Here is a 17875-nt window from a genome sequence, read left to right on the forward strand (position 1 = left end):
CAGCCGACGATCGTCCACTGCCTCGCCGGGCTGTCGACGCAGACCCTGCGCCCGCGCCGGGTGCTGCTCGTGGACGACGGCGGCGCCGAGCGCGACCACGGCATCCAGCTCGCGCGCGAGTTCGCCCGCGCCAACGGGCTGGCGCTGACCGTGGTCCAGCGCACCTGGTCGATCGGCAAGGCCGCCACGCTCAAGCGCCAGGCCCGCGACTTCGGCGGCGACGTGCTGTTCGTCCTCGACGGCAACACGGTACTGGCCTCGCCCGACTACATCGAGCGCTGCGTGCGCGAGCTCTACCAGGGCGTGGGCATCGCCGCCGCCTGCGGCACGGTGGAGTCGCTGTGCCCGTCACAGCGGCGGGCACTCGCGGCGACCCCGGCGTTCCAACGCTGGCTCGACGGCGACGACTACCTGGACCCGCTGCGGCCGCGCGACATCATCGACCGCATCGCCGGCGCGATCGGCTGCGGCTACGCCCGGCACGTCGAGCGCCTGCGGCAGGGCTTCCTCGCACGCGGCCTGGCCAACCTCCACGGCGGCACGCTGGACCCGTTCGGTGGCGCGATCGCGTTCCGCCGGCGCTACCTCAAGGACCTGTTCGACCGCTACGAGCCGGTCCGGGGCGATGACCTGACCGCCGCCGAGGACCAGTTCATCGCGCGGGCGCTGGCGATGGAGGGGTACCGCAGCGTCCGGCTGGACGACGTCGTCGCGCGGGTGCAGCCGCCACCGCTGCACTGCCTGCCGGCGGTCGCGTGGCGACGCGCGGTCACGCTGCTGCAGAACGACCACTACTTCGACGCGCTGTTGCGCAGCCCCGCGAATGCGATGCGGCACCGATGGCGTCGCCTGTGGCAACGCGCCGACACGGACCGTGGCGAGCGGCGGCGGGTGCGCGAGGCCTACCGGCAGCCGTTCGGCGAGCGCCTGACCTGGCGGCAGGGTCGGCCGGTCGGCTGCGGGCTGCTGTTGCTCGCGCTGGAGCGGATCGGCTACCCGGCCGCCCTGGTAGCGATGGCGGTGGTCGGCCGCTGGGACCTGCTGGCGGTCGTGGTGGCGGTCGAGGTGGGAGCGACCGCTCTTGTGGCCGCGCTGGTCGAACCGCCCGGCCACCGGGTCGGCGCGGCAGGCCGGGCCCTGTTGGCGGCCCCGCTACGTTACCTGCTGCTGGCGGTGGGCGCGGTCGCGGTCGTCGGCTTTGGCGTGTTGCTCTGGCCAGCGCGCCGATTGCCGTGGCACGTCAAGCGGAGGGTCGAAGGCGTGCCCGCGCGATCACACCCATAGCGCATCACCGCTCGGAGTGGCCGGTGGCGTCGTGCCCCGCGCGCGAGAACAGCCCCGGCCGGAACAGGGCATTGAATGCACGTGCCTGCGGGGAGAGGTACTTGCCCTTGCGCACCACCACGCCGTAGCTGCGCTCGGGAAACCACGCCGACAGCGAGCGCGATGCGAGCCGGGCGTGGTCGGCTTCGGTCAGGCAGATCGCGGTGACGATGCTGATTCCCAGCCCCATCGCCACGTACTGCTTGATCACCTCCCAGCCGCCCACCTCGAGCGCGACGGTGTAGGGGACGCGGTGGCGCTGGAACACCAGGTCGACCATCCGGTAGGTGGTCAGCCGCTGCGGCGGCAGGATCAGGCCGTAGGGCGACAGGTCATGCAGGTCCAGCGTCTTGCGGTGCGCAAGCGGGTGGTCGGGCGGGGTGATCAGCATCGGCTCGAAGCGTGCCAGCGGCGCGTAGTCCAGGTCGGCCGGTACGTCGAGCATCGAGCCGACCGCCAGGTCGACCCCGTCCGAGCGCAGCAGTTCCAGCCCGCTGGCGCCGGTGACGTTGTGCAGGTTGAGCCGGACTTCCGGATGGGCCGCGCGGAACGCCTCGACGATGGGCGGCAGCAGGTACAGGATGGTCGAGCTGCCGGCGGCGACGTTGAGCTCGCCCGCGTCCATCCCCCGGACGCGCTCGCGGAACGCCACGTCAAGGCCCTCGAAGCCTTCCACCAGCGGTCGTGCCAGTTCGTACAGGGCCTCGCCTTCGCGCGTCATGACCAGCCTGCGGCCGCTGCGCTCGAGCAACCGCGTGCCCATCTCCCGTTCCAGCGCCTGCAACTGCAGGGTCACCGCCGGCTGGCTGAGGAACAGCGCCTCGGCGGCACGCGACACCGAACCCAACCGCACCGTCTGGCAGAACGCCCGCAATGGCTTGAGGCGGTCGCCCTTGTAGGCGAAACGGGGGTTGGTGGCCATCGCCAGGTCCTGTCGGGGCTCGGTTTCAGCGTGGATATAAGTACGACTGATAGATCGTATTGATAAAACTCGATTGTCGTATACCACACCGCGGCGCATGGTCGGGCTCCACCCCAGATGGAGTCCACGCATGTCGGCAGTGATGACAACCCCAGGCCACGAGGCCGCCGACGACGTGCTGCTGACGGCGTCGGCCGACGGCCAGTCCCAGCTGCTCACGCCGGGGACGCTGGAGTTCCTGGCCGGGCTGCACCGCCGGTTCGAGCCGCTGCGGCAGCGCCGCCTGGCCGAGCGCCTTGAGCGCCAGCGCGGCTTCGACGCGGGCCGGCTGCCCGACTTCCGCGAGGACACCCGGGCGATCCGCGACGGCGACTGGAAGGTGGCGCCGCTGCCCGACGCGCTGCGCAACCGCCGGGTCGAGATCACTGGCCCGGTCGATCCCAAGATGGTCATCAACGCGCTCAACTCGGGCGCCAACTGCTTCATGGCCGACTTCGAGGACAGCACCTCCCCAACCTGGGCCAACCTGGTGCTGGGCCAGCGCGTGCTCCGCAAGGCCGTGGCCGGCACACTGGACTGGATGGCGCCCGATGGCGCCAGGCACTACACGCTGCGTCCGTTCGAGGAGCAGGCGGTGCTGCTGGTGCGCCCGCGCGGCTGGCATCTCGAGGAGAAGCACGTGCTGGTGGACGACCAGCCGATGTCGGCCAGCCTGTTCGACCTTGGCGTGTTCGCGTTCCACAACGCGGCCGCGCTCGCCGCCAAGGACCGCGGCCCGTACTTCTACCTGCCCAAGCTGGAGTGCATGGAGGAGGCGGCGCTGTGGAACGACGTGTTCGACCACGTCGAGCAGGCGCTTGGCCTGCCGGCCGGCCAGATGAAGGCCACCGTGCTGATCGAGACGCTGCCGGCGGCGTTCGAGATGGACGAGATCCTGCATGCCCTGCGCGGTCGGATCGTCGGGCTCAATTGCGGGCGCTGGGACTACATCTTCAGCTACATCAAGACACTGCGCGCCCACCCCGACCGGGTGCTGCCCGAACGCGGCCAGGTCACGATGGACCAGTCGTTCCTGCGGGCGTACTCGGAACTGCTGATCCAGACCTGCCATCGCCGCGGCGCCCACGCGATGGGCGGCATGGCCGCGCAGATCCCGATCAGCGGCGATGCGGCCGCCAACGACGCCGCCCTGGCCAAGGTGCGGGCCGACAAGCTGCGTGAGGTGCGCGCCGGCCACGACGGCACCTGGGTGGCCCACCCGGCGTTGATCCCGCTGGCACGCACGGTGTTCGACGAACGCATGCCGACCTTGCACCAGCAGCACGTCACCCGCGACGACGTCTGCGTCGGCCAGGCCGACCTGCTGCGCGCGCCGATCGGCACCGTCACCCGTGCCGGCTTCGACAACAACGTCGAGGTCTGCGTGCGTTACCTGGCTGCATGGCTCGATGGCAACGGCTGCGTGCCGATCCACTGGCTGATGGAAGACGCCGCCACCGCCGAGATCGCCCGCACCCAGCTGTGGCAGTGGCTGCACCACGAGCGCATCGCCAAGGCGGCGGGCAACCCGCAGGCCGGGCCGCTGCACCTGGACGACGGCGAGCCGATCGACTTCGCCTTGCTCGAGCGCGCGCTGATTGGCCTGCCAGGCCGGCTGGCAGACCGCATGAAGTTGCCCGGCGCCAGCCGGATCAATGAAGCCATCGGGATGCTCGACCGCCTGTGCGGGGCCGAGGTGCTCGAAGACTTCCTCACCGTGCCCGCCTACCGCCGCCTCGACTGACCCGCCATCGCCCCGGGTAGGAGCGACGTCAGTCGCGACCTGACCTCACCCGGATGCCTGCGCGGTCGCGACTTGCGTCGCTCCTGCAGAACCTCTTTTCGCCCGACCACCAAGGACCACCGCCATGACGACCCAGCCCACCGCCGACCAACTCCGCCACGACTGGAACAGCAACCCGCGCTGGGCCGGCGTCACCCGTCCTTATGCCGCCGAGGAGGTCGTGCGCCTGCGCGGCACCGTCGCGGTGGAGCACAGCCTGGCGCGCCTCGGCGCCGACAAGCTCTGGAACTCGCTGCAGTTCGAGCCCTTCGTCAATGCCTTGGGCGCACTGACCGGCAACCAGGCCATGCAGCAGGTCAAGGCCGGCCTGAAGGCGATCTACCTGTCGGGCTGGCAGGTCGCCGCCGACGCCAACCTCGGCGGTCAGATGTATCCCGACCAGTCGCTGTACCCGGCCGACTCGGTGCCGGCGGTGGTCAAGCGCATCAACAACACCCTGCTGCGCGCCGACCAGATCCAGCACGCCGAAGGCAAGGACGATGTCGACTTCCTGCAGCCGATCGTGGCCGACGCCGAGGCCGGATTCGGCGGGGTGCTCAACGCGTTCGAGCTGATGAAGGGCATGATCGAGGCCGGCGCCGCCGGGGTGCATTTCGAGGACCAGCTGGCCAGCGCGAAGAAGTGCGGCCACATGGGCGGCAAGGTGCTGGTGCCGACCCGCGAGGCGATCGAGAAGCTGGTCGCCGCGCGCCTGGCGGCCGACGTCTGCGGCGTGCCGACCCTGATCGTCGCCCGCACCGATGCCGAGGCCGCCGACCTGCTGACCTCCGACATCGACGACAACGATCGCGAATTCACCACTGGCGAGCGCACCGTCGAGGGCTTCTTCAAGACCCGCAAGGGCATCGACCAGGCCATCAGCCGCGGCCTGGCCTACGCGCCGTACGCCGACCTGGTCTGGTGCGAGACCGGCAAGCCGGACCTGGCCTTCGCCCGCACGTTCGCCGAGGCGATCCACGCGAAGTTCCCCGGCAAGCTGCTGGCCTACAACTGTTCGCCGAGCTTCAACTGGAAGGCCAACCTCGACGACGCCACCATCGCCAGCTTCCAGAAGGAACTCGCGGCGATGGGCTACCGCTTCCAGTTCATCACCCTGGCCGGCTTCCACGCGCTCAACCACTCGATGTTCCAGCTCGCCCACGGCTACGCCCGCCGGCAGATGAGCGCGTTCGTCGAGCTCCAGCAGGCCGAATTCGAGGCGGCGGGGCAGGGCTTCACCGCGGTCAAGCACCAGCGCGAGGTCGGCACCGGCTACTTCGACGCGGTGACCCAGGTCATCCAGGGCGGCCAGTCGTCCACCGTCGCGCTCAAGGGCTCGACCGAGGAGGAGCAGTTCGAGGGCCGCCGCGCCGCGGCCTGACCGGGCCGGCGTCCAACCTCGCCGGGCGCGGCTGGCCGCTGCGCCCGGCATTACGCGTTTGGACCCATTAACCTTGCTACCCTCGATGCTTCCGCACGCTGGGGTTGGTGGGATGAAGGGTGACAGCGCGGCAACCCATCCGGTCCGCCAACGTGGAATCCACGATCCGAGAGCGGCCTCGGCCGAAACCCAGATGGCCGAACTCTCCGACGACGAATACGCGCTGTTCGCCTCCGTTGCGCGGTCGCGGCGCGTGCGTGCGGGCGAGGCCCTGTTCCGCCGCGGCGACCTGGGCACCACCATGTACGTGATCGCCAGCGGTGCGGTCGAACTGGATTTCGGCGAAGACCTGGTCGGCAAGATGCTTGGCCCGCGCGAATTCTTCGGCGAGCTCGGCCTGCTGATCGGTGACCACGCCCGCAGCGCCGACGCCGGCGTTGTCACCGAAGGCGAGTTGCTCGAGTTGCGCCACGAGGAATTCCAGCGGCTGGTGGAGCGCAGCCCCGAGGTGGTCTCGTTCTTCCTGCGCCGGGCGATCATGCGCGTGGTGCTCAACGAGCAGGGGTTGATCCGGCGCCTGCGCCGGCGCAACCAGGACCTGCAGGCCGCGCTCGACAGCCTGCGTTCGACCGCCCACCAGCTCAGCCAGACCGAAGCGCTGATCCGGACCGACGAGCTCACCGGCCTGCACAACCGGCGCGGGCTGATCCAGCACCTGCAGGACCGCCAGCGCAACGGCGCCACCCACGGGCTGGGACTGCTGCTGGTGGACTGCGACCGCTTCAAGCATGTCAATGACGAGCACGGCCACCTGGTCGGCGATCGCGTGCTGCAGGGCGTGGCCAACATCCTGCGCTCGGTGGCCGGCCCGGGCGATCTCGCCTGCCGGCTCGGCGGCGACGAGTTCTGCCTGCTGGTCAAGGCCGAGACCCGCGACGAGGTAATGCGCTATGCCGAGTTCGTGGTCGGTACCGCGCATGGCCTGATGCAGATGCCGCAGGTGCCGCCACTGATCTGCAACCTGAGCCTGGGCGCCTGCCAGGTCGACCCCCGGCGCGAGTGGAACGACTGGTACGCGCGCGCCGACGCGGCGCTTTACCGGGCCAAGCGGCTGGGCGGCAACCGGGTAGAGTGGCAGGACGACGCCCGCGTCCCGGCCTGAGGGGGGCTGCTCAGTTCATGAATGCCGTGGAACGAGTTGCACGCGACAATGCGCCCGCCGAGCGCGGCGGCCCGCAGCTGCGCACCCTGTTGCTGACCGACCTGGTCGATTCCACCGCGCTGGTCGAGCGCCTCGGGGACACGGCCGCGGCCGAACTGTTCCGCGCGCATGACCGGCTGGTGCTCGGCCTGCAGCAGCACTGGCGTGGGCGCCTGATCGACCGGTCCGACGGGATGCTGCTGCTGTTCGAGCGCCCGATCGATGGCCTCGGTTTTGCCCTCGACTACACCCGCGGCCTGCTCGAACTGGGAGCGCCGCACAACGTCGAGCTCAAGGCCCGGGCCGGGCTGCACGTCGGCGAGGTGCTGACCTGGCGCAACAGTGACGACGCCGTCCGCGTCGGCGCCAAGCCGGTCGAGGTCGAGGGACTGGCCAAGCCGATGGCCGGCCGCCTGATGACGACGGCCCTGCCGGGCCAGATACTGATTTCGGCGGTCGCCGAACCGTTGGCCCATCGCGCGGCGCGCGAGCTTGGCGAGCGCGGCCAGCACCTGCTGTGGAAGTCGCACGGCCGTTGGCGGTTCAAGGGCGTGCCCGAAGCGCAGCAGATCTTCGAGGTCGGCGAACCGGGCGTCGCGCCGCTGCGCACGCCACCCAATACCAACAAGGCCTGGCGCGACATCCCACTGTGGCGGCGGCCGGCGGCGCTGGCCACCGAAGTCGCATTGCTGGCCGTCATCGCGCTCGGCGGCTGGTTCATCGCCCGCCCGCAACCGGCGATCGCCTTCAACGAGCGCGACTGGGTGGTGCTGGCCGACCTGCGCAACCTGACCGACCAGCCGCTGCTCGACGATTCGCTGGAACAGGCGTTCCGGATCAGCCTGGAGCAGTCGCGCCACGTCAACGTGCTCAGCGACCTCAAGACCCGCGACACCCTCGCGCGGATGCAGCGCGCGCCCGGCACCGAGCTCGACCGCGCGATCGCCTCCGAAATTGCCATCCGCGACGGCGCCCGCGCGGTGATCCTGCCGACCGTCGCCGAAGTCGGCGGCCGCGTCCGGGTCAGCGCCGAGGTGATCGACCCGAACAGCCAGACCACCGTGTATGCGGAGTACGCAGACGGCAAGGGCGCGGTGTCGGCGTTGGCGTCGATCGACGAGGTGACCGCGGCGTTGCGTGAAAAGCTTGGCGAGGCTTTGGCGGCGGTTGAGCAGGACTCCGCGCCACTGCCGCAGGTGTCAACCGAAAACCTGGATGCTTTGCGTGCTTATGCGTTGGGGCAGAAGGCCTATGGTCAAGCGCAGATGGACAAGGCTCTGCGTTTTTATCAGCGCGCTACTCAACTCGATCCACAATTTGCGCTGGCTTGGCTCGGTCAGATGCGCGTGCAGTTCTCGGAACAGAATGCGCCGGCAGCAGTTCCTGCGCTTCGACAGGCGCAGGCCCTGCGAGAACACTTGGCGCCGCGCGAAGCGATGTACCTCGATGCATGGGCTGCAGAGTTCGACGCGCCCAGCAAGGCACTCGGGAAATGGCAGGAGTTGGCCAGCCTGTATCCCGATTATTGGCCTGCACTCGGCAACACCGCGAACGCATTGGCGTGGCAGAGCAAATTCGAAGATGCGCTGCCATTCGCGCTCCGATCAACTGCGTTGCAGAACGAACTCTCGGCTATCTCACACGATCTAGTCGGTCGTATTCATCTCGGGATGGAACAGTATTCGCTCGCCGCAGAAGCGTTTGATCAGGCTTTGAGGATGCAATTCTTTAGCAGCGCTCGGCGTCGGGCGGGCGTGGAGGCGGCTCAGAGGCATTTCGTGCCGGCGCAGCGAATGATGAGCGAGATAAACCAGGATCGCTACGCATATCTTGAGCGGATAAGCATGGCGATAGATCAAGCTCGTTGGAGTGAGGCGCGATCAGCTTCGCAAGCCGCATTGCGCGAAACGGACGCTGAAGACAGTTTTTTTGCACGAGCGTTGCTGATGCCCGCAGCAACAGCGGACTGGCTAAGCGGTAACGAATCGAGGGCGAAGGACAGTGCACGTGCAGCTGCGGCGGGGGCATTGTCCTTTCTGGCGGCGGACTACGACGCGGATGCCATCGACGATGCTGGTCTTGCCCTTTCAGCGGCGTTGTTCTCCCAGCGACTTGGTGACTCGTCGCTGACGCAGGAGGTGCTTGCCAAGCTAGGTGAACATGACGAAGTGATGGAGTTCCCAAGCCTGGTAGAACTCGCGGCAGTAGTTCGTGCCGAACGTGCACGTATTGCCGGGCACCCTGCGGAGGCCCTCAAGATACTGGAGCCCTTGGTGACCGGGCACGAGCGATACCAAACGCGAGTTGCGCTCTTGGAGGCGTATGCAGCGACGGGGCAACTGTCCAGCGTCTTGGAGCAGGTACGCTGGTTGCAGCAACATCGAGGATTGGCTTACATCGAGCAAGGTTGCGGACAATGCCTGCAGGCGTTGAATGTTGCTGACAGCAATTTGGCGACGTTGCGAGCCGCGGAGATTCTGGCAGCGAATGGCAGAACAAGGGACGCATTGCGGGAACTGAAAAGTTTCGACCGCTTCTGGCCGGTCGAAACTTTGCCTACCTACTTGAGGGTACGGCGTTCCGCGGTAATCGCTGCATCCAACTGAGGCGTCGTGTAAGACAGGCCTTGTGTCAGCATGGCTTTGATTTCGTCCCGCGCCTTGGCGATTGCCGCCTTCGGTGCAATGCGCTGTACAGCGAGGCATTTCGAGGTCGGCGGTACTTGGGACGGCGGCCCCGGCGGAGTAAACGGCGGACCTTTACGAGTAGCCGCCAGTGCATCCTTCGACGGTTTATGGCCGACTTTGGCCAACGCGGCCAGTGGATCCTTCTTGAACAGCCGGCGGAACTCGTTGTCGGTGCTGAGCAGATCGAGCAGCTTGTCGGCGACTTTCGGATCGAGCGGTTCGGACTTCTTGCCGGCGGTCGTCTTTGACCCGGCGGTCTTCTTGATGGCCATTCCCCGTTTTCCCCTGGCGAAAGCCCGTTGCAGGCCCCCTCGGATGCGAATCTATCCTTGTGGGCGCGGCGGAACAACCGCGCGCCCGCCGCATCCCGGGGTACGCTGATCCCGAATCACGGTGGCCCGCCGGGTCGGGCCCCAGGGGGATTGTTCGAATGCGTATCCGTCGCTGCGCGGTGTTGTTGCTGGAGCCGCGCGAAGAAGTGGGTTTCGATCTGGAGCGTTTGCTGGCCGGGGGCAACGGCCTGAGTCGCGAATGCCGCTGGCTGGCCTTGGCGCCGCACCTGGGCGCCGAGATCGAAGTCGATGCCGCCGAGCGTGAGTTGCTCGGTGCGGTGAGCCCGAGGGAATGGATCGATGCGCGCGAACTCGCACCAGACACCGCCACGGCGCTCAAGCGGCTGCTGAAGGAGGGACTGCTGATCGGCAGCGGCAAGCGCCACGCCGCGCACCGCGAGCGCGACGAGCGCCTGCGCACGACCTACTGGCATCCACTCGCCGGCGTCCTGCACGCCTTCACCCGCTGGAACGGCGCCGACGCCGTCGCCAACATGCGCGACAGCGGCACCGAGACCGCGCTGCAGATGCGCGAGGTGCTCGGCGCGCCGCCAGTGGAGGCCGCCGACCGCAGCGGGAGCGCGCAACGCCTGCCATTGCCGCGCAGCATGCCGACCGCGTTCGATGAGCTGCTGGTGCGCCGCGCGACCTGCCGCAACTTCGATGCCGCGCGGCCGTTGCCGCACGCGCTGTTCGCGCAACTGCTGGACCGCGTGTTCGCGGCCAAGGCGCAGGTGCGGGTAAGCGACGACACCGTGTTCCTGAAGAAGACCAGCCCGTCCGGCGGCGGCCTGCATCCGGTCGAGGCCTACCTGGTCGTGCAGCACGTCGAGGGCGTGGCGCCCGGGCTGTACCACTACCACGCCGCCGAGCACGCGCTGGAACCGATGCCGTCGCCGGACGGGCCGCTGCGCGAATTCGTCATGCAGGCCGTCGCCCAGCAGCACTGGTTTGCCGACGCCCACGTGCTGGTGCTGCTGTCGCCGCGCTTCGACCGCACCAACTGGAAGTACCGCCACCACGCCAAGGCCTACCGCGTGGTCGCGCTGGAGGCCGGGCACCTGTCGCAGACCCTGTACCTGTCCGCCACCGAGGCGGGGCTGGGCGCCTTCGTCACCGGCGCGATCAACGAGGTCGAGGTGGAACGTGCGTTCGGCCTGGACCACATCAGCCAGGGCGCGCTGGCGATCTGCGGCTTCGGCTGGCGCGGCGAGGTGATGGAGACCACCGAGCTCGATCCGGCGAACGAGGTGTGGGTAGCTGCAGGCAGCTGAATGCGGGAGCGCGGCGCGCCTGCCTGATGGCAGTGGTGCGGGCCGTAGGCTTGCGTTAGGTTCGGCCTCTCGATACGGGGGAACCTTACATGCGCAAGTCATTCATTCTCGCCGCGGTGCTGGCCCTGGCCGTTGCCACGCCCGCCAGCGCCCAGGGGCCATCGCCGTCGCTGGAGGAGATACGCCAGCAGCAAACCGACCTGCGCGAAGCGGCCCGCGCTGGCAGCGGGGTCTTCGAGGAACTGCCCGGCGCGGACCGGAAGCGCCTGGTGGAGCACCAGGATGCGGTCCTCACGATGATCGAAGGCAAGCAGGACGTCGAGGAGTTGGACGAACCGGCCCGGATGGATGTGTTCAACCGGCTCGAGGAAATCCGCGCCCTCGTCGAGAAGGCCGAGGACAGCCGGGTGGTGTGCGAGTACAAGAAAAAGGTGGGCACCCACATGAAGGCGCGCGTCTGCCAGACGGTCGCCGAGCGCCGGCGCGAGCGCGAGCAGGCGGTCGACATCATGAACCAGCGTGCCATCTGCGGGAACTGCAAGGGGATCTAGCGCCCTCAGGCCATTGCCGGCGCGGGGGAACGATCCAGCCGACGGTAGCCGATCGCCTCGCTCAGGTGCGACGTGCGGATCTGCGGGCTGTCGGCCAGGTCGGCGACCGTCCGCGCGACCCGCAGGATGCGGTGCATCGACCGCGCCGACAGTTGCAGTTGCTCGACGGCGCGTTCGAGCAACGCGTGGTCACCGTTCGACAACCGGCAGGTGGCGTTGGTTTCGGCCTGGCTCAACCGGGCATTGGGCTTGCCGGCACGGGTGTCCTGCAGCCTGCGGGCCTGTAGCACGCGGCGGCGCACGTCCTCGCTCGGCTCGCCGTCGGGTGCATCGGGCCGCAGCTCGGACGGCGGCAGGCGCGGCACCTCCACGTGCAGGTCGATCCGGTCCATCAACGGGCCGGATACACGGCCGCGGTAGCGCCTCACGGCATCGGGACTGCAGGTGCAGCGCCCACTGGGATCGCCGGCCCAGCCGCACGGGCACGGGTTCATGGCCGCGACCAGCTGGAAGCGGGCCGGGAACTCGGCGCTGCGGGCGGCACGTGAGACGGTTACGACGCCGGACTCCAGCGGCTCACGCAACACCTCCAGTGCACGGCGCTCCCACTCGGGCAGCTCGTCGAGGAAGAGCACACCGTGGTGGGCCAGTGAGATCTCGCCGGGGTGCGGGTCGGCGCCGCCACCCACCAGGGCGACCGCGCTGGCGGTGTGGTGGGGCGCGCGGAACGGCCGCGCCAGCCAACTGGCCGGATCCAGGCCACGCCCGCTGATCGAGGCGATGGCGGCCGATTCCAGCGCCTCCTCCTCGCTGGCATCCGGCAGCAGGCCAGGCAGGCGCGAGGCCAGCAGGCTCTTGCCGCACCCCGGTGGACCGATCAACAGCAGGTGGTGGCCTCCGGCGGCGGCGACCTCCAGCGCGCGCCGCGCATGCGCCTGGCCGCGGACGTCGCGCAGGTCGGCGCCGGGCGTCCGCATGCGGGCCGGGGCGACCGCTGCGGGTAGCGTCTTGCTGCCGGTCAGCATCGCGCAGACCTCCAGCAGGGTCCGCGCGGTGTAGGCCTCGACCTGGCTGGCCAGTGCCGCCTCGGCTCCGTTGCCGGCCGGCACGATCAGCTTGCGCCCGGCGTCGGCGGCCGCCAGCGCCGCGGGAAGCACGCCGTCGACGACGCGCAGCTCACCGGTCAGCCCGAGCTCGCCGAGGAACTCGTACTCGCCCAGTGCCTGCAACGGGATCTGTCCACTCGCGGCGAGGATGCCCAGCGCGATCGGCAGGTCGAAGCGGCCACCGCCCTTGGGCAGGTCCGCCGGTGCAAGGTTGACGGTGATGCGGCGCTGCGGGAACTCGAACTGCGCGCACTGCATCGCCGCGCGCACGCGGTCCTTGGCTTCGCGGACGGCGGCCTCGGGCAGGCCGACGATCGACATCGTCGGCAGTCCGCCGCCGAGGTGCACCTCCACCCTCACTTCGGGCGCACGCACGCCCTTCCGTGCACGGCTGTGCACGAGTGCCAGGTTCATGGGGGCGCCTCAGTGGCGCGGTAGCGGCGAGTCGGTGCCCGGTGCCGCGGCGGCACGGCCCTCGACCTGTGCCTCCAGCTCGGCGACCGCCTGTTGCAGCTGCTCGAGCTTCTCGCGGGTACGCAGCAACACGGCGCGCTGGACCTCGAATTCCTCACGCGTGACCAGGTCGAGCCGGGCCAGCCCGGTCTGCAGCACCGACTTGAAGTTCTGCTGCAACTCCTCGCGGCTCTCGCGCAGGCCGGGCGGCACCAGGCCGCTGAGGCGGCGCGCGAGTTCGTCGATGTGGTTGAGGTCGATCATGGGATGGCTCCTCGGGCAGTCCCGCCAGCATCGCCCGGCCACCGGGCCGGATACCGTCGGCAGTGGCCGCGGCGCACTGTCGGAAAAATCCGACACGCGAGGCCGGGCACTTTACCCGAAAGCCGCCTCCGGTCGCGTGAGGCCGTGCCGGCCTGGTCAGCTCGGCTATCCTGCCGCCATCGAACCGGAGGCAGTGCGATGAAGATGGTCATGGCGGTGATCAAGCCGTTCAAGCTCGACGACGTCCGCGAGGCGCTGGCCGAGGCCGGCGTGGCCGGCATCACCGCCACCGAGGTCAAGGGCTTCGGTCGACAGAAGGGCCACACCGAGCTCTACCGCGGGGCCGAGTACGTGGTCGACTTCCTGCCCAAGATCAAGCTCGAGGTTGCGGTCACCGACGAGCAGGTCGACGCCGTGGTCGAGGCGATCATGAAGGCGGCCGGCACCGGCAAGATCGGCGACGGCAAGATCTTCGTGTCCGACCTGGACCGGGTGGTGCGCATCCGCACCGGTGAACTGGACGCGGACGCGCTGTAGACCGGGGCATGCCGGCGGCGGTTATTCGCCCAATGCGGCGGCGACGAACGGCGGCAGCGTCGCCGCGCCCTTGTGGATGTCGGCGCTGTAGTACTTCGTCTCGAACTGGCGGTCGCGCGCATCGCCTTCGCGGAAGTTGAACCCGCCGGACTTCCTGGCCAGCGTGCATGACCACCAGCCGGTCGGGTAGCACGGCTGCGGGAAGGGCAGGGTCTGGAACGCGGTGAAACCGGCCTTGCCCATCTCGCCGCGCATCTCCTTGATGAGCTCGAGCAGCACCAGCGGCGATTCGGACTGCTGGACCAGGATGCCGTCGTCCTTCAGCGCGCGGAAGCAGCTCTCGTAGAAGGCCTTGTTGAACAGCCCCTCGGCCGGGCCGACCGGATCGGTCGAGTCGACGATGACGATGTCCAGGCTGCCGGGCGCGCAGTTGGCCATGTAGGCGATGCCGTCGTCGAACAGCAGCTCGGCGCGCGGGTCATTGTTGGACTCGCACAACTCGGGGAACCACTTCTCGGCCATCCGCGTGACCTGCTCGTCGATGTCGCATTGCACCGCGCGTTCGACGCCGGGGTGCTTGAGCACCTCGCGCAGGGTGCCGCAGTCGCCGCCGCCAATGATCACCACGTGCTTCGGCGCGGCATGGGTGAACAGCGCCGGGTGCGACATCATCTCGTGGTAGAGGAAGTTGTCGCGCGTGGTCAGCATCATCGCGCCGTCGATGAGCATCAGGTTGCCCCAGTCGGTGCTCTCGTAGATCTCGATCTTCTGGAACGGCGACTGCACCTCGTCGAGCTTGCGCGTGATCCGGTAGCCGATCGCCGAGCCGGACGGGTCGAAGTTCTCGTAATGCCAGGTCGTCTCAGCGTTCATTGCAGTCGTCCAGTGTCGGCCGCCACGGCCGGGCCGGCGTTGGCCGGGGCGGTGGCGCGGGTGAGGGGCGGGAATTGTAGCGAACGCCGGCCAACGCGCCGTGAGCCGTGCCGTGACGGTCCCGGTGCGCGCGGAACGATAGAATGCGCGTCCCCCACTGCCCGGTAGTGCGCCGATGTCCGACTGGTCGATTGATCAGGCCCGCAAGACCTACTCGATCCCGTACTGGGGCGTGGGGTATTTCGACGTCGACACGGCGGGGCAGGTCGTGGTGCGGCCGCTGGGGGCTGCTGGCCCGGCGATCGCGCTGCCGGAAGTGGTCGACGAGGCCCGCGCGCGTGGTGCCCGGTTGCCGATGCTGGTGCGTTTTCCCGACATCCTCGGCAACCGCCTGGGCAAGCTGCAGGCGGCCTTCGCCGAGGCGATGGCGGAGACCGGCTATCCCGGTGGCTACACCGCGGTCTATCCGATCAAGGTCAACCAGCACCAGGCCGTCGCCGGAACGCTGGCCTCGCACGCCGGCGAGGGCTTCGGCCTGGAGGCCGGCAGCAAGCCCGAACTGATGGCGGTGCTGGCGTTGAGTCGGCCCGGCGGCGTGATCGTGTGCAACGGCTACAAGGACCGCGAGTACATCCGGCTGGCGCTGATCGGCCGCAAGCTCGGCCTGCAGACCTTCATCGTCGTCGAGAAGCCGTCCGAGCTCTCGCTGGTGATGGAAGAAGCCGAAGCGCTCGGGGTCAGGCCCGGGCTGGGCGTGCGCATGCGGCTGGCGTCGCTGGGCGCCGGCAAATGGCAGAACAGCGGTGGCGACAAGGCCAAGTTCGGGCTGTCGCCCCGGCAGGTGCTGGACCTGTGGAAGCGCCTGCGCGATGCCGGCATGGCCGACTGCCTGGAGCTGCTGCATTTCCACATGGGCAGCCAGATCTCCAACGTGCGCGACATCGCCAGCGGGATGCGCGAGGCGGTGCGCTACTTCGTCGAGCTGTCGAAACTCGGCGCGAACGTGCGCTTCATGGATGTCGGCGGCGGCCTCGGTGTCGACTACGAGGGCACGCGCTCGCGCAGCTACTACTCGATCAACTACGGGGTGAAGCAGTACGCCTCGACGATCGTGCAGGCGCTGGCCGAGGCGTGCGCGACCCACCAGCTGCCGCCGCCGCGGATCATCACCGAGTGCGGGCGCGCGATGACCGCGCACCACGCCGTGCTGGTGGCGAACGTGTCGGAAGTCGAGCGCGCGCCGGAAGGGCGCCTGCCGGACGTGCACGACGACGAGCCGGCGGTGATTCGCCACCTGCGTGACATCCACGCCGGGCTCGACCAGCGCCCGGCGGTCGAGCTGTTCCACGAGGCCGTGCACTTCCACAACGAAGGCCTGGCCGCGTACGCGCTCGGCCAGATCGACCTGGTCCACCGCGCCCGCATCGACGACCTGTTCTACCTGATCGCCCATGGCGTACGCGACCGCCTCAGCGCGGGTGAAAAGAGCCACCAGTCGGTGCTCGACGAGCTCAAGCAGCGGCTGGTCGACAAGTACTTCGTCAACTTCAGCGTGTTCGAGTCGATGCCGGACGTGTGGGCGATCCAGCAGGTGTTCCCGATCGTGCCGATCGAACGGCTCGACGAGGCGCCCGGGCGGCGCGGCGTGATCGCCGACCTCACCTGCGATTCCGATGGCCGGATCGACACCTACGTCGAGGCCGAAGGCCTCAACACGTCGATGCCGGTGCACGCGTTGCGGCCGGGCGAGAGCTACCGCCTCGGCTTCTTCATGGTCGGTGCCTACCAGGAGATCCTGGGCGACATCCACAACCTGTTCGGCGATACCGACGCGGTCGAGGTCAGGGTCGACGGGCAGGGCTACCGGTTGGCCCAGCAGCGCCGCGGCGACACCGCCGACGTGATGCTGGACTATGTCGGTTATGACGTCGGCACGCTGCGCGACGCCTACCACCGCAAGGTCGCGGCGGCCGGCCTGCCCGACGCCGAGGCCGCCCGACTGAACGCGGCGCTGGAAGCCGGGCTGACCGGATACACCTATCTCGACGACGCGCCGCTGGACTGAGGCGCGTCGCACGCCCCGTCCGGAACGCCCGCCGTTCCGGGCGGGTTTGTACGTTTGCAACCGATGTCGGCCCGTGCCGGCACGCACGTCGCCACAGGCGACCCGGAGGAGAAGCCGTGAAAGTCGGATTGATTGGCCTTGGCGCGATGGGCGCACCGATGGCGCGCCACCTGCATGGACGGGGCCTGCTGACCGTGGTCGGCAACCGCACCCAAGCCAAGGCCGATGCGCTGGCGAGCGAGGTCAAGGTCCGCTCGGCCCGGTCGGCGGACAACTTCGCCGATTGCGACGTCGTCGCGCTGTGCGTGTCAATCGACGCGGACGTGCTGGAGAACGTGGCCGCACTCGCCCAGGTGCTCAAGGCCGGGGCGGTGGTGGTGGACCACTCGACCGTGTCGGTGCAGACCGCCCGTCGCGCCGCGGCGATGCTGGCCACCCACGACATCGGCTTCATCGACGCGCCGGTGTCCGGTGGCGTCGAGGGCGCGCGCAACGGGCGGCTGTCGGTGATGGCCGGCGGCGATGCCGGGCAGCTGGAGCAGGTCGGGCCGGTGCTGGACGCCTACGCCGCCCGCGTCAGCCACATGGGGCCGACCGGCAGCGGACAGGCCACCAAGGCGGTCAACCAGGTGCTGGTGGCCGGCATCAACGAAGCGGTGTGCGAAGGGCTCGCGCTGGGCGAGGCGCTCGGCCTGGACGCCGACACCCTGCTGCCGACGCTGATGGCCGGCGCGGCCGGCAACTGGTTCCTGGACAAGCGCGGCGCGACGATGCTGCGCGACGAGTTCACCCCAGGGTTCAAGAGCGCGCACATGCTCAAGGACCTTCGCATCGTGCAGGCGGTCGCACGCGAGGCCGGCGTGCGTACGCCGGTACTGGAGCAGGCGCTGGCCGACTACGCCGAACTGGCCGACCGCGGCCGCGGCGACGCCGACACCTCGGCGCTGATCACCCTCAAGCGCCGTCCCGCCCCACCGGCGGGCTGAGCCGACCCGGTCGGCCCGCGTGCGGGCCTACTTGACCTCGATCGCCATCGCCGGCAGGCCGCCGCGCTCGAGCGCGCGCTTGGCGTCGGCGAGGTCGC

General features: G+C 69.1%; 15 protein-coding genes. 10 read left to right on the top strand and 5 right to left on the bottom strand.

Annotation, left to right across the window (positions count from 1 at the left end; translation table 11 throughout):
• Positions 1–1284: glycosyltransferase (locus ACKVMH_RS09215; protein ID WP_412700062.1), on the top strand; the 1284-nt coding region annotated here is incomplete at its 5' end.
• 4 nt (positions 1285–1288) lie between these two features.
• On the opposite strand, the gene ACKVMH_RS09220 is transcribed toward ACKVMH_RS09215, so the two are convergent.
• Complete coding sequence (locus ACKVMH_RS09220; RefSeq protein WP_412700063.1) at positions 1289–2245, bottom strand: LysR family transcriptional regulator; 957 nt, start codon at positions 2243–2245, stop codon at positions 1289–1291.
• A 130-nt stretch (positions 2246–2375) separates the two neighbouring features.
• Here ACKVMH_RS09220 and aceB point away from each other — a divergent pair, with 130 nt between their 5' ends.
• The 4 genes from aceB to ACKVMH_RS09240 all read left to right on the top strand — a co-directional run bounded on the left by aceB (position 2376) and on the right by ACKVMH_RS09240 (position 9255).
• Positions 2376–4028, top strand: a complete 1653-nt coding sequence (gene aceB / locus ACKVMH_RS09225) for a malate synthase A (RefSeq protein WP_412700064.1) — start codon at positions 2376–2378, stop codon at positions 4026–4028.
• 124 nt (positions 4029–4152) lie between these two features.
• The gene (gene aceA, locus ACKVMH_RS09230; protein WP_412700065.1) at positions 4153–5448 is read left to right on the top strand and encodes an isocitrate lyase; all 1296 of its coding nucleotides are present in this window, start codon (positions 4153–4155) and stop codon (positions 5446–5448) included.
• Positions 5449–5560: 112 nt separating this feature from the next.
• A complete protein-coding gene (locus ACKVMH_RS09235; protein WP_215218967.1) occupies positions 5561–6610 on the top strand; it encodes a GGDEF domain-containing protein in 1050 nt (349 codons plus the stop codon).
• Between the two features lie 17 nt (positions 6611–6627).
• A complete protein-coding gene (locus ACKVMH_RS09240; protein ID WP_412700066.1) occupies positions 6628–9255 on the top strand; it encodes a putative peptide modification system cyclase in 2628 nt (875 codons plus the stop codon).
• Here ACKVMH_RS09240 and ACKVMH_RS09245 read toward each other — a convergent pair.
• Positions 9210–9608 (bottom strand): NHLP-related RiPP peptide, encoded by a 399-nt coding sequence (locus ACKVMH_RS09245; protein ID WP_412700067.1) that lies wholly within the window; start codon positions 9606–9608, stop codon positions 9210–9212. The genes ACKVMH_RS09240 and ACKVMH_RS09245 overlap by 46 nt on opposite strands.
• Before the next feature lie 158 nt (positions 9609–9766).
• Here ACKVMH_RS09245 and ACKVMH_RS09250 point away from each other — a divergent pair, with 158 nt between their 5' ends.
• Together ACKVMH_RS09250 and ACKVMH_RS09255 are read left to right on the top strand one after the other, a co-directional pair.
• Complete coding sequence (locus ACKVMH_RS09250) at positions 9767–10942, top strand: putative peptide maturation dehydrogenase (RefSeq protein ID WP_412700068.1); 1176 nt, start codon at positions 9767–9769, stop codon at positions 10940–10942.
• An 89-nt stretch (positions 10943–11031) separates the two neighbouring features.
• The gene (locus ACKVMH_RS09255; protein WP_412700069.1) at positions 11032–11493 is read left to right on the top strand and encodes a hypothetical protein; all 462 of its coding nucleotides are present in this window, start codon (positions 11032–11034) and stop codon (positions 11491–11493) included.
• A 5-nt stretch (positions 11494–11498) separates the two neighbouring features.
• On the opposite strand, the gene ACKVMH_RS09260 is transcribed toward ACKVMH_RS09255, so the two are convergent.
• The gene (locus ACKVMH_RS09260; RefSeq protein ID WP_412700070.1) at positions 11499–13013 is read right to left on the bottom strand and encodes a YifB family Mg chelatase-like AAA ATPase; all 1515 of its coding nucleotides are present in this window, start codon (positions 13011–13013) and stop codon (positions 11499–11501) included.
• Between the two features lie 9 nt (positions 13014–13022).
• Positions 13023–13316 carry a ubiquinone biosynthesis accessory factor UbiK gene (gene ubiK, locus ACKVMH_RS09265; RefSeq protein WP_215218961.1) on the bottom strand — a complete coding sequence of 98 codons (294 nt, stop codon included), beginning with the start codon at positions 13314–13316 and terminating at the stop codon, positions 13023–13025.
• Positions 13317–13514: 198 nt separating this feature from the next.
• Between ubiK and ACKVMH_RS09270 the strand changes: the two genes are divergently transcribed.
• Positions 13515–13853 carry a P-II family nitrogen regulator gene (locus tag ACKVMH_RS09270; protein ID WP_215218960.1) on the top strand — a complete coding sequence of 113 codons (339 nt, stop codon included), beginning with the start codon at positions 13515–13517 and terminating at the stop codon, positions 13851–13853.
• 21 nt (positions 13854–13874) lie between these two features.
• Here ACKVMH_RS09270 and speE read toward each other — a convergent pair whose 3' ends face one another.
• Positions 13875–14726: a polyamine aminopropyltransferase gene (gene speE / locus ACKVMH_RS09275; RefSeq protein WP_412700071.1), complete on the bottom strand. Its 852-nt coding sequence runs from the start codon at positions 14724–14726 to the stop codon at positions 13875–13877.
• A gap of 175 nt (positions 14727–14901) precedes the next feature.
• Between speE and speA the strand changes: the two genes are divergently transcribed.
• Together speA and ACKVMH_RS09285 are read left to right on the top strand one after the other, a co-directional pair.
• The gene (gene speA / locus ACKVMH_RS09280; protein WP_412700072.1) at positions 14902–16791 is read left to right on the top strand and encodes an arginine decarboxylase; all 1890 of its coding nucleotides are present in this window, start codon (positions 14902–14904) and stop codon (positions 16789–16791) included.
• 116 nt (positions 16792–16907) lie between these two features.
• Positions 16908–17777 (top strand): NAD(P)-dependent oxidoreductase, encoded by an 870-nt coding sequence (locus tag ACKVMH_RS09285; RefSeq protein ID WP_412700073.1) that lies wholly within the window; start codon positions 16908–16910, stop codon positions 17775–17777.
• Positions 17778–17875 lie beyond the last annotated feature (98 nt).

The organism is Lysobacter zhanggongensis, assembly GCF_046638635.1.
Classification (GTDB): domain Bacteria; phylum Pseudomonadota; class Gammaproteobacteria; order Xanthomonadales; family Xanthomonadaceae; genus Novilysobacter; species Novilysobacter luteus.

Bases quoted from the DNA above. Each gene is read 5' to 3' on its own strand.
- ACKVMH_RS09220 (WP_412700063.1), bottom strand. From the start codon at position 2,245: ATGGCCACCAACCCCCGTTTCGCCTACAAGGGCGACCGCCTCAAGCCA.
- aceB (WP_412700064.1), top strand. From the start codon at position 2,376: ATGTCGGCAGTGATGACAACCCCAGGCCACGAGGCCGCCGACGACGTG.
- aceA (WP_412700065.1), top strand. From the start codon at position 4,153: ATGACGACCCAGCCCACCGCCGACCAACTCCGCCACGACTGGAACAGC.
- ACKVMH_RS09235 (WP_215218967.1), top strand. From the start codon at position 5,561: ATGAAGGGTGACAGCGCGGCAACCCATCCGGTCCGCCAACGTGGAATC.
- ACKVMH_RS09240 (WP_412700066.1), top strand. From the start codon at position 6,628: ATGAATGCCGTGGAACGAGTTGCACGCGACAATGCGCCCGCCGAGCGC.
- ACKVMH_RS09245 (WP_412700067.1), bottom strand. From the start codon at position 9,608: ATGGCCATCAAGAAGACCGCCGGGTCAAAGACGACCGCCGGCAAGAAG.
- ACKVMH_RS09250 (WP_412700068.1), top strand. From the start codon at position 9,767: ATGCGTATCCGTCGCTGCGCGGTGTTGTTGCTGGAGCCGCGCGAAGAA.
- ACKVMH_RS09255 (WP_412700069.1), top strand. From the start codon at position 11,032: ATGCGCAAGTCATTCATTCTCGCCGCGGTGCTGGCCCTGGCCGTTGCC.
- ACKVMH_RS09260 (WP_412700070.1), bottom strand. From the start codon at position 13,013: ATGAACCTGGCACTCGTGCACAGCCGTGCACGGAAGGGCGTGCGTGCG.
- ubiK (WP_215218961.1), bottom strand. From the start codon at position 13,316: ATGATCGACCTCAACCACATCGACGAACTCGCGCGCCGCCTCAGCGGC.
- ACKVMH_RS09270 (WP_215218960.1), top strand. From the start codon at position 13,515: ATGAAGATGGTCATGGCGGTGATCAAGCCGTTCAAGCTCGACGACGTC.
- speE (WP_412700071.1), bottom strand. From the start codon at position 14,726: ATGAACGCTGAGACGACCTGGCATTACGAGAACTTCGACCCGTCCGGC.
- speA (WP_412700072.1), top strand. From the start codon at position 14,902: ATGTCCGACTGGTCGATTGATCAGGCCCGCAAGACCTACTCGATCCCG.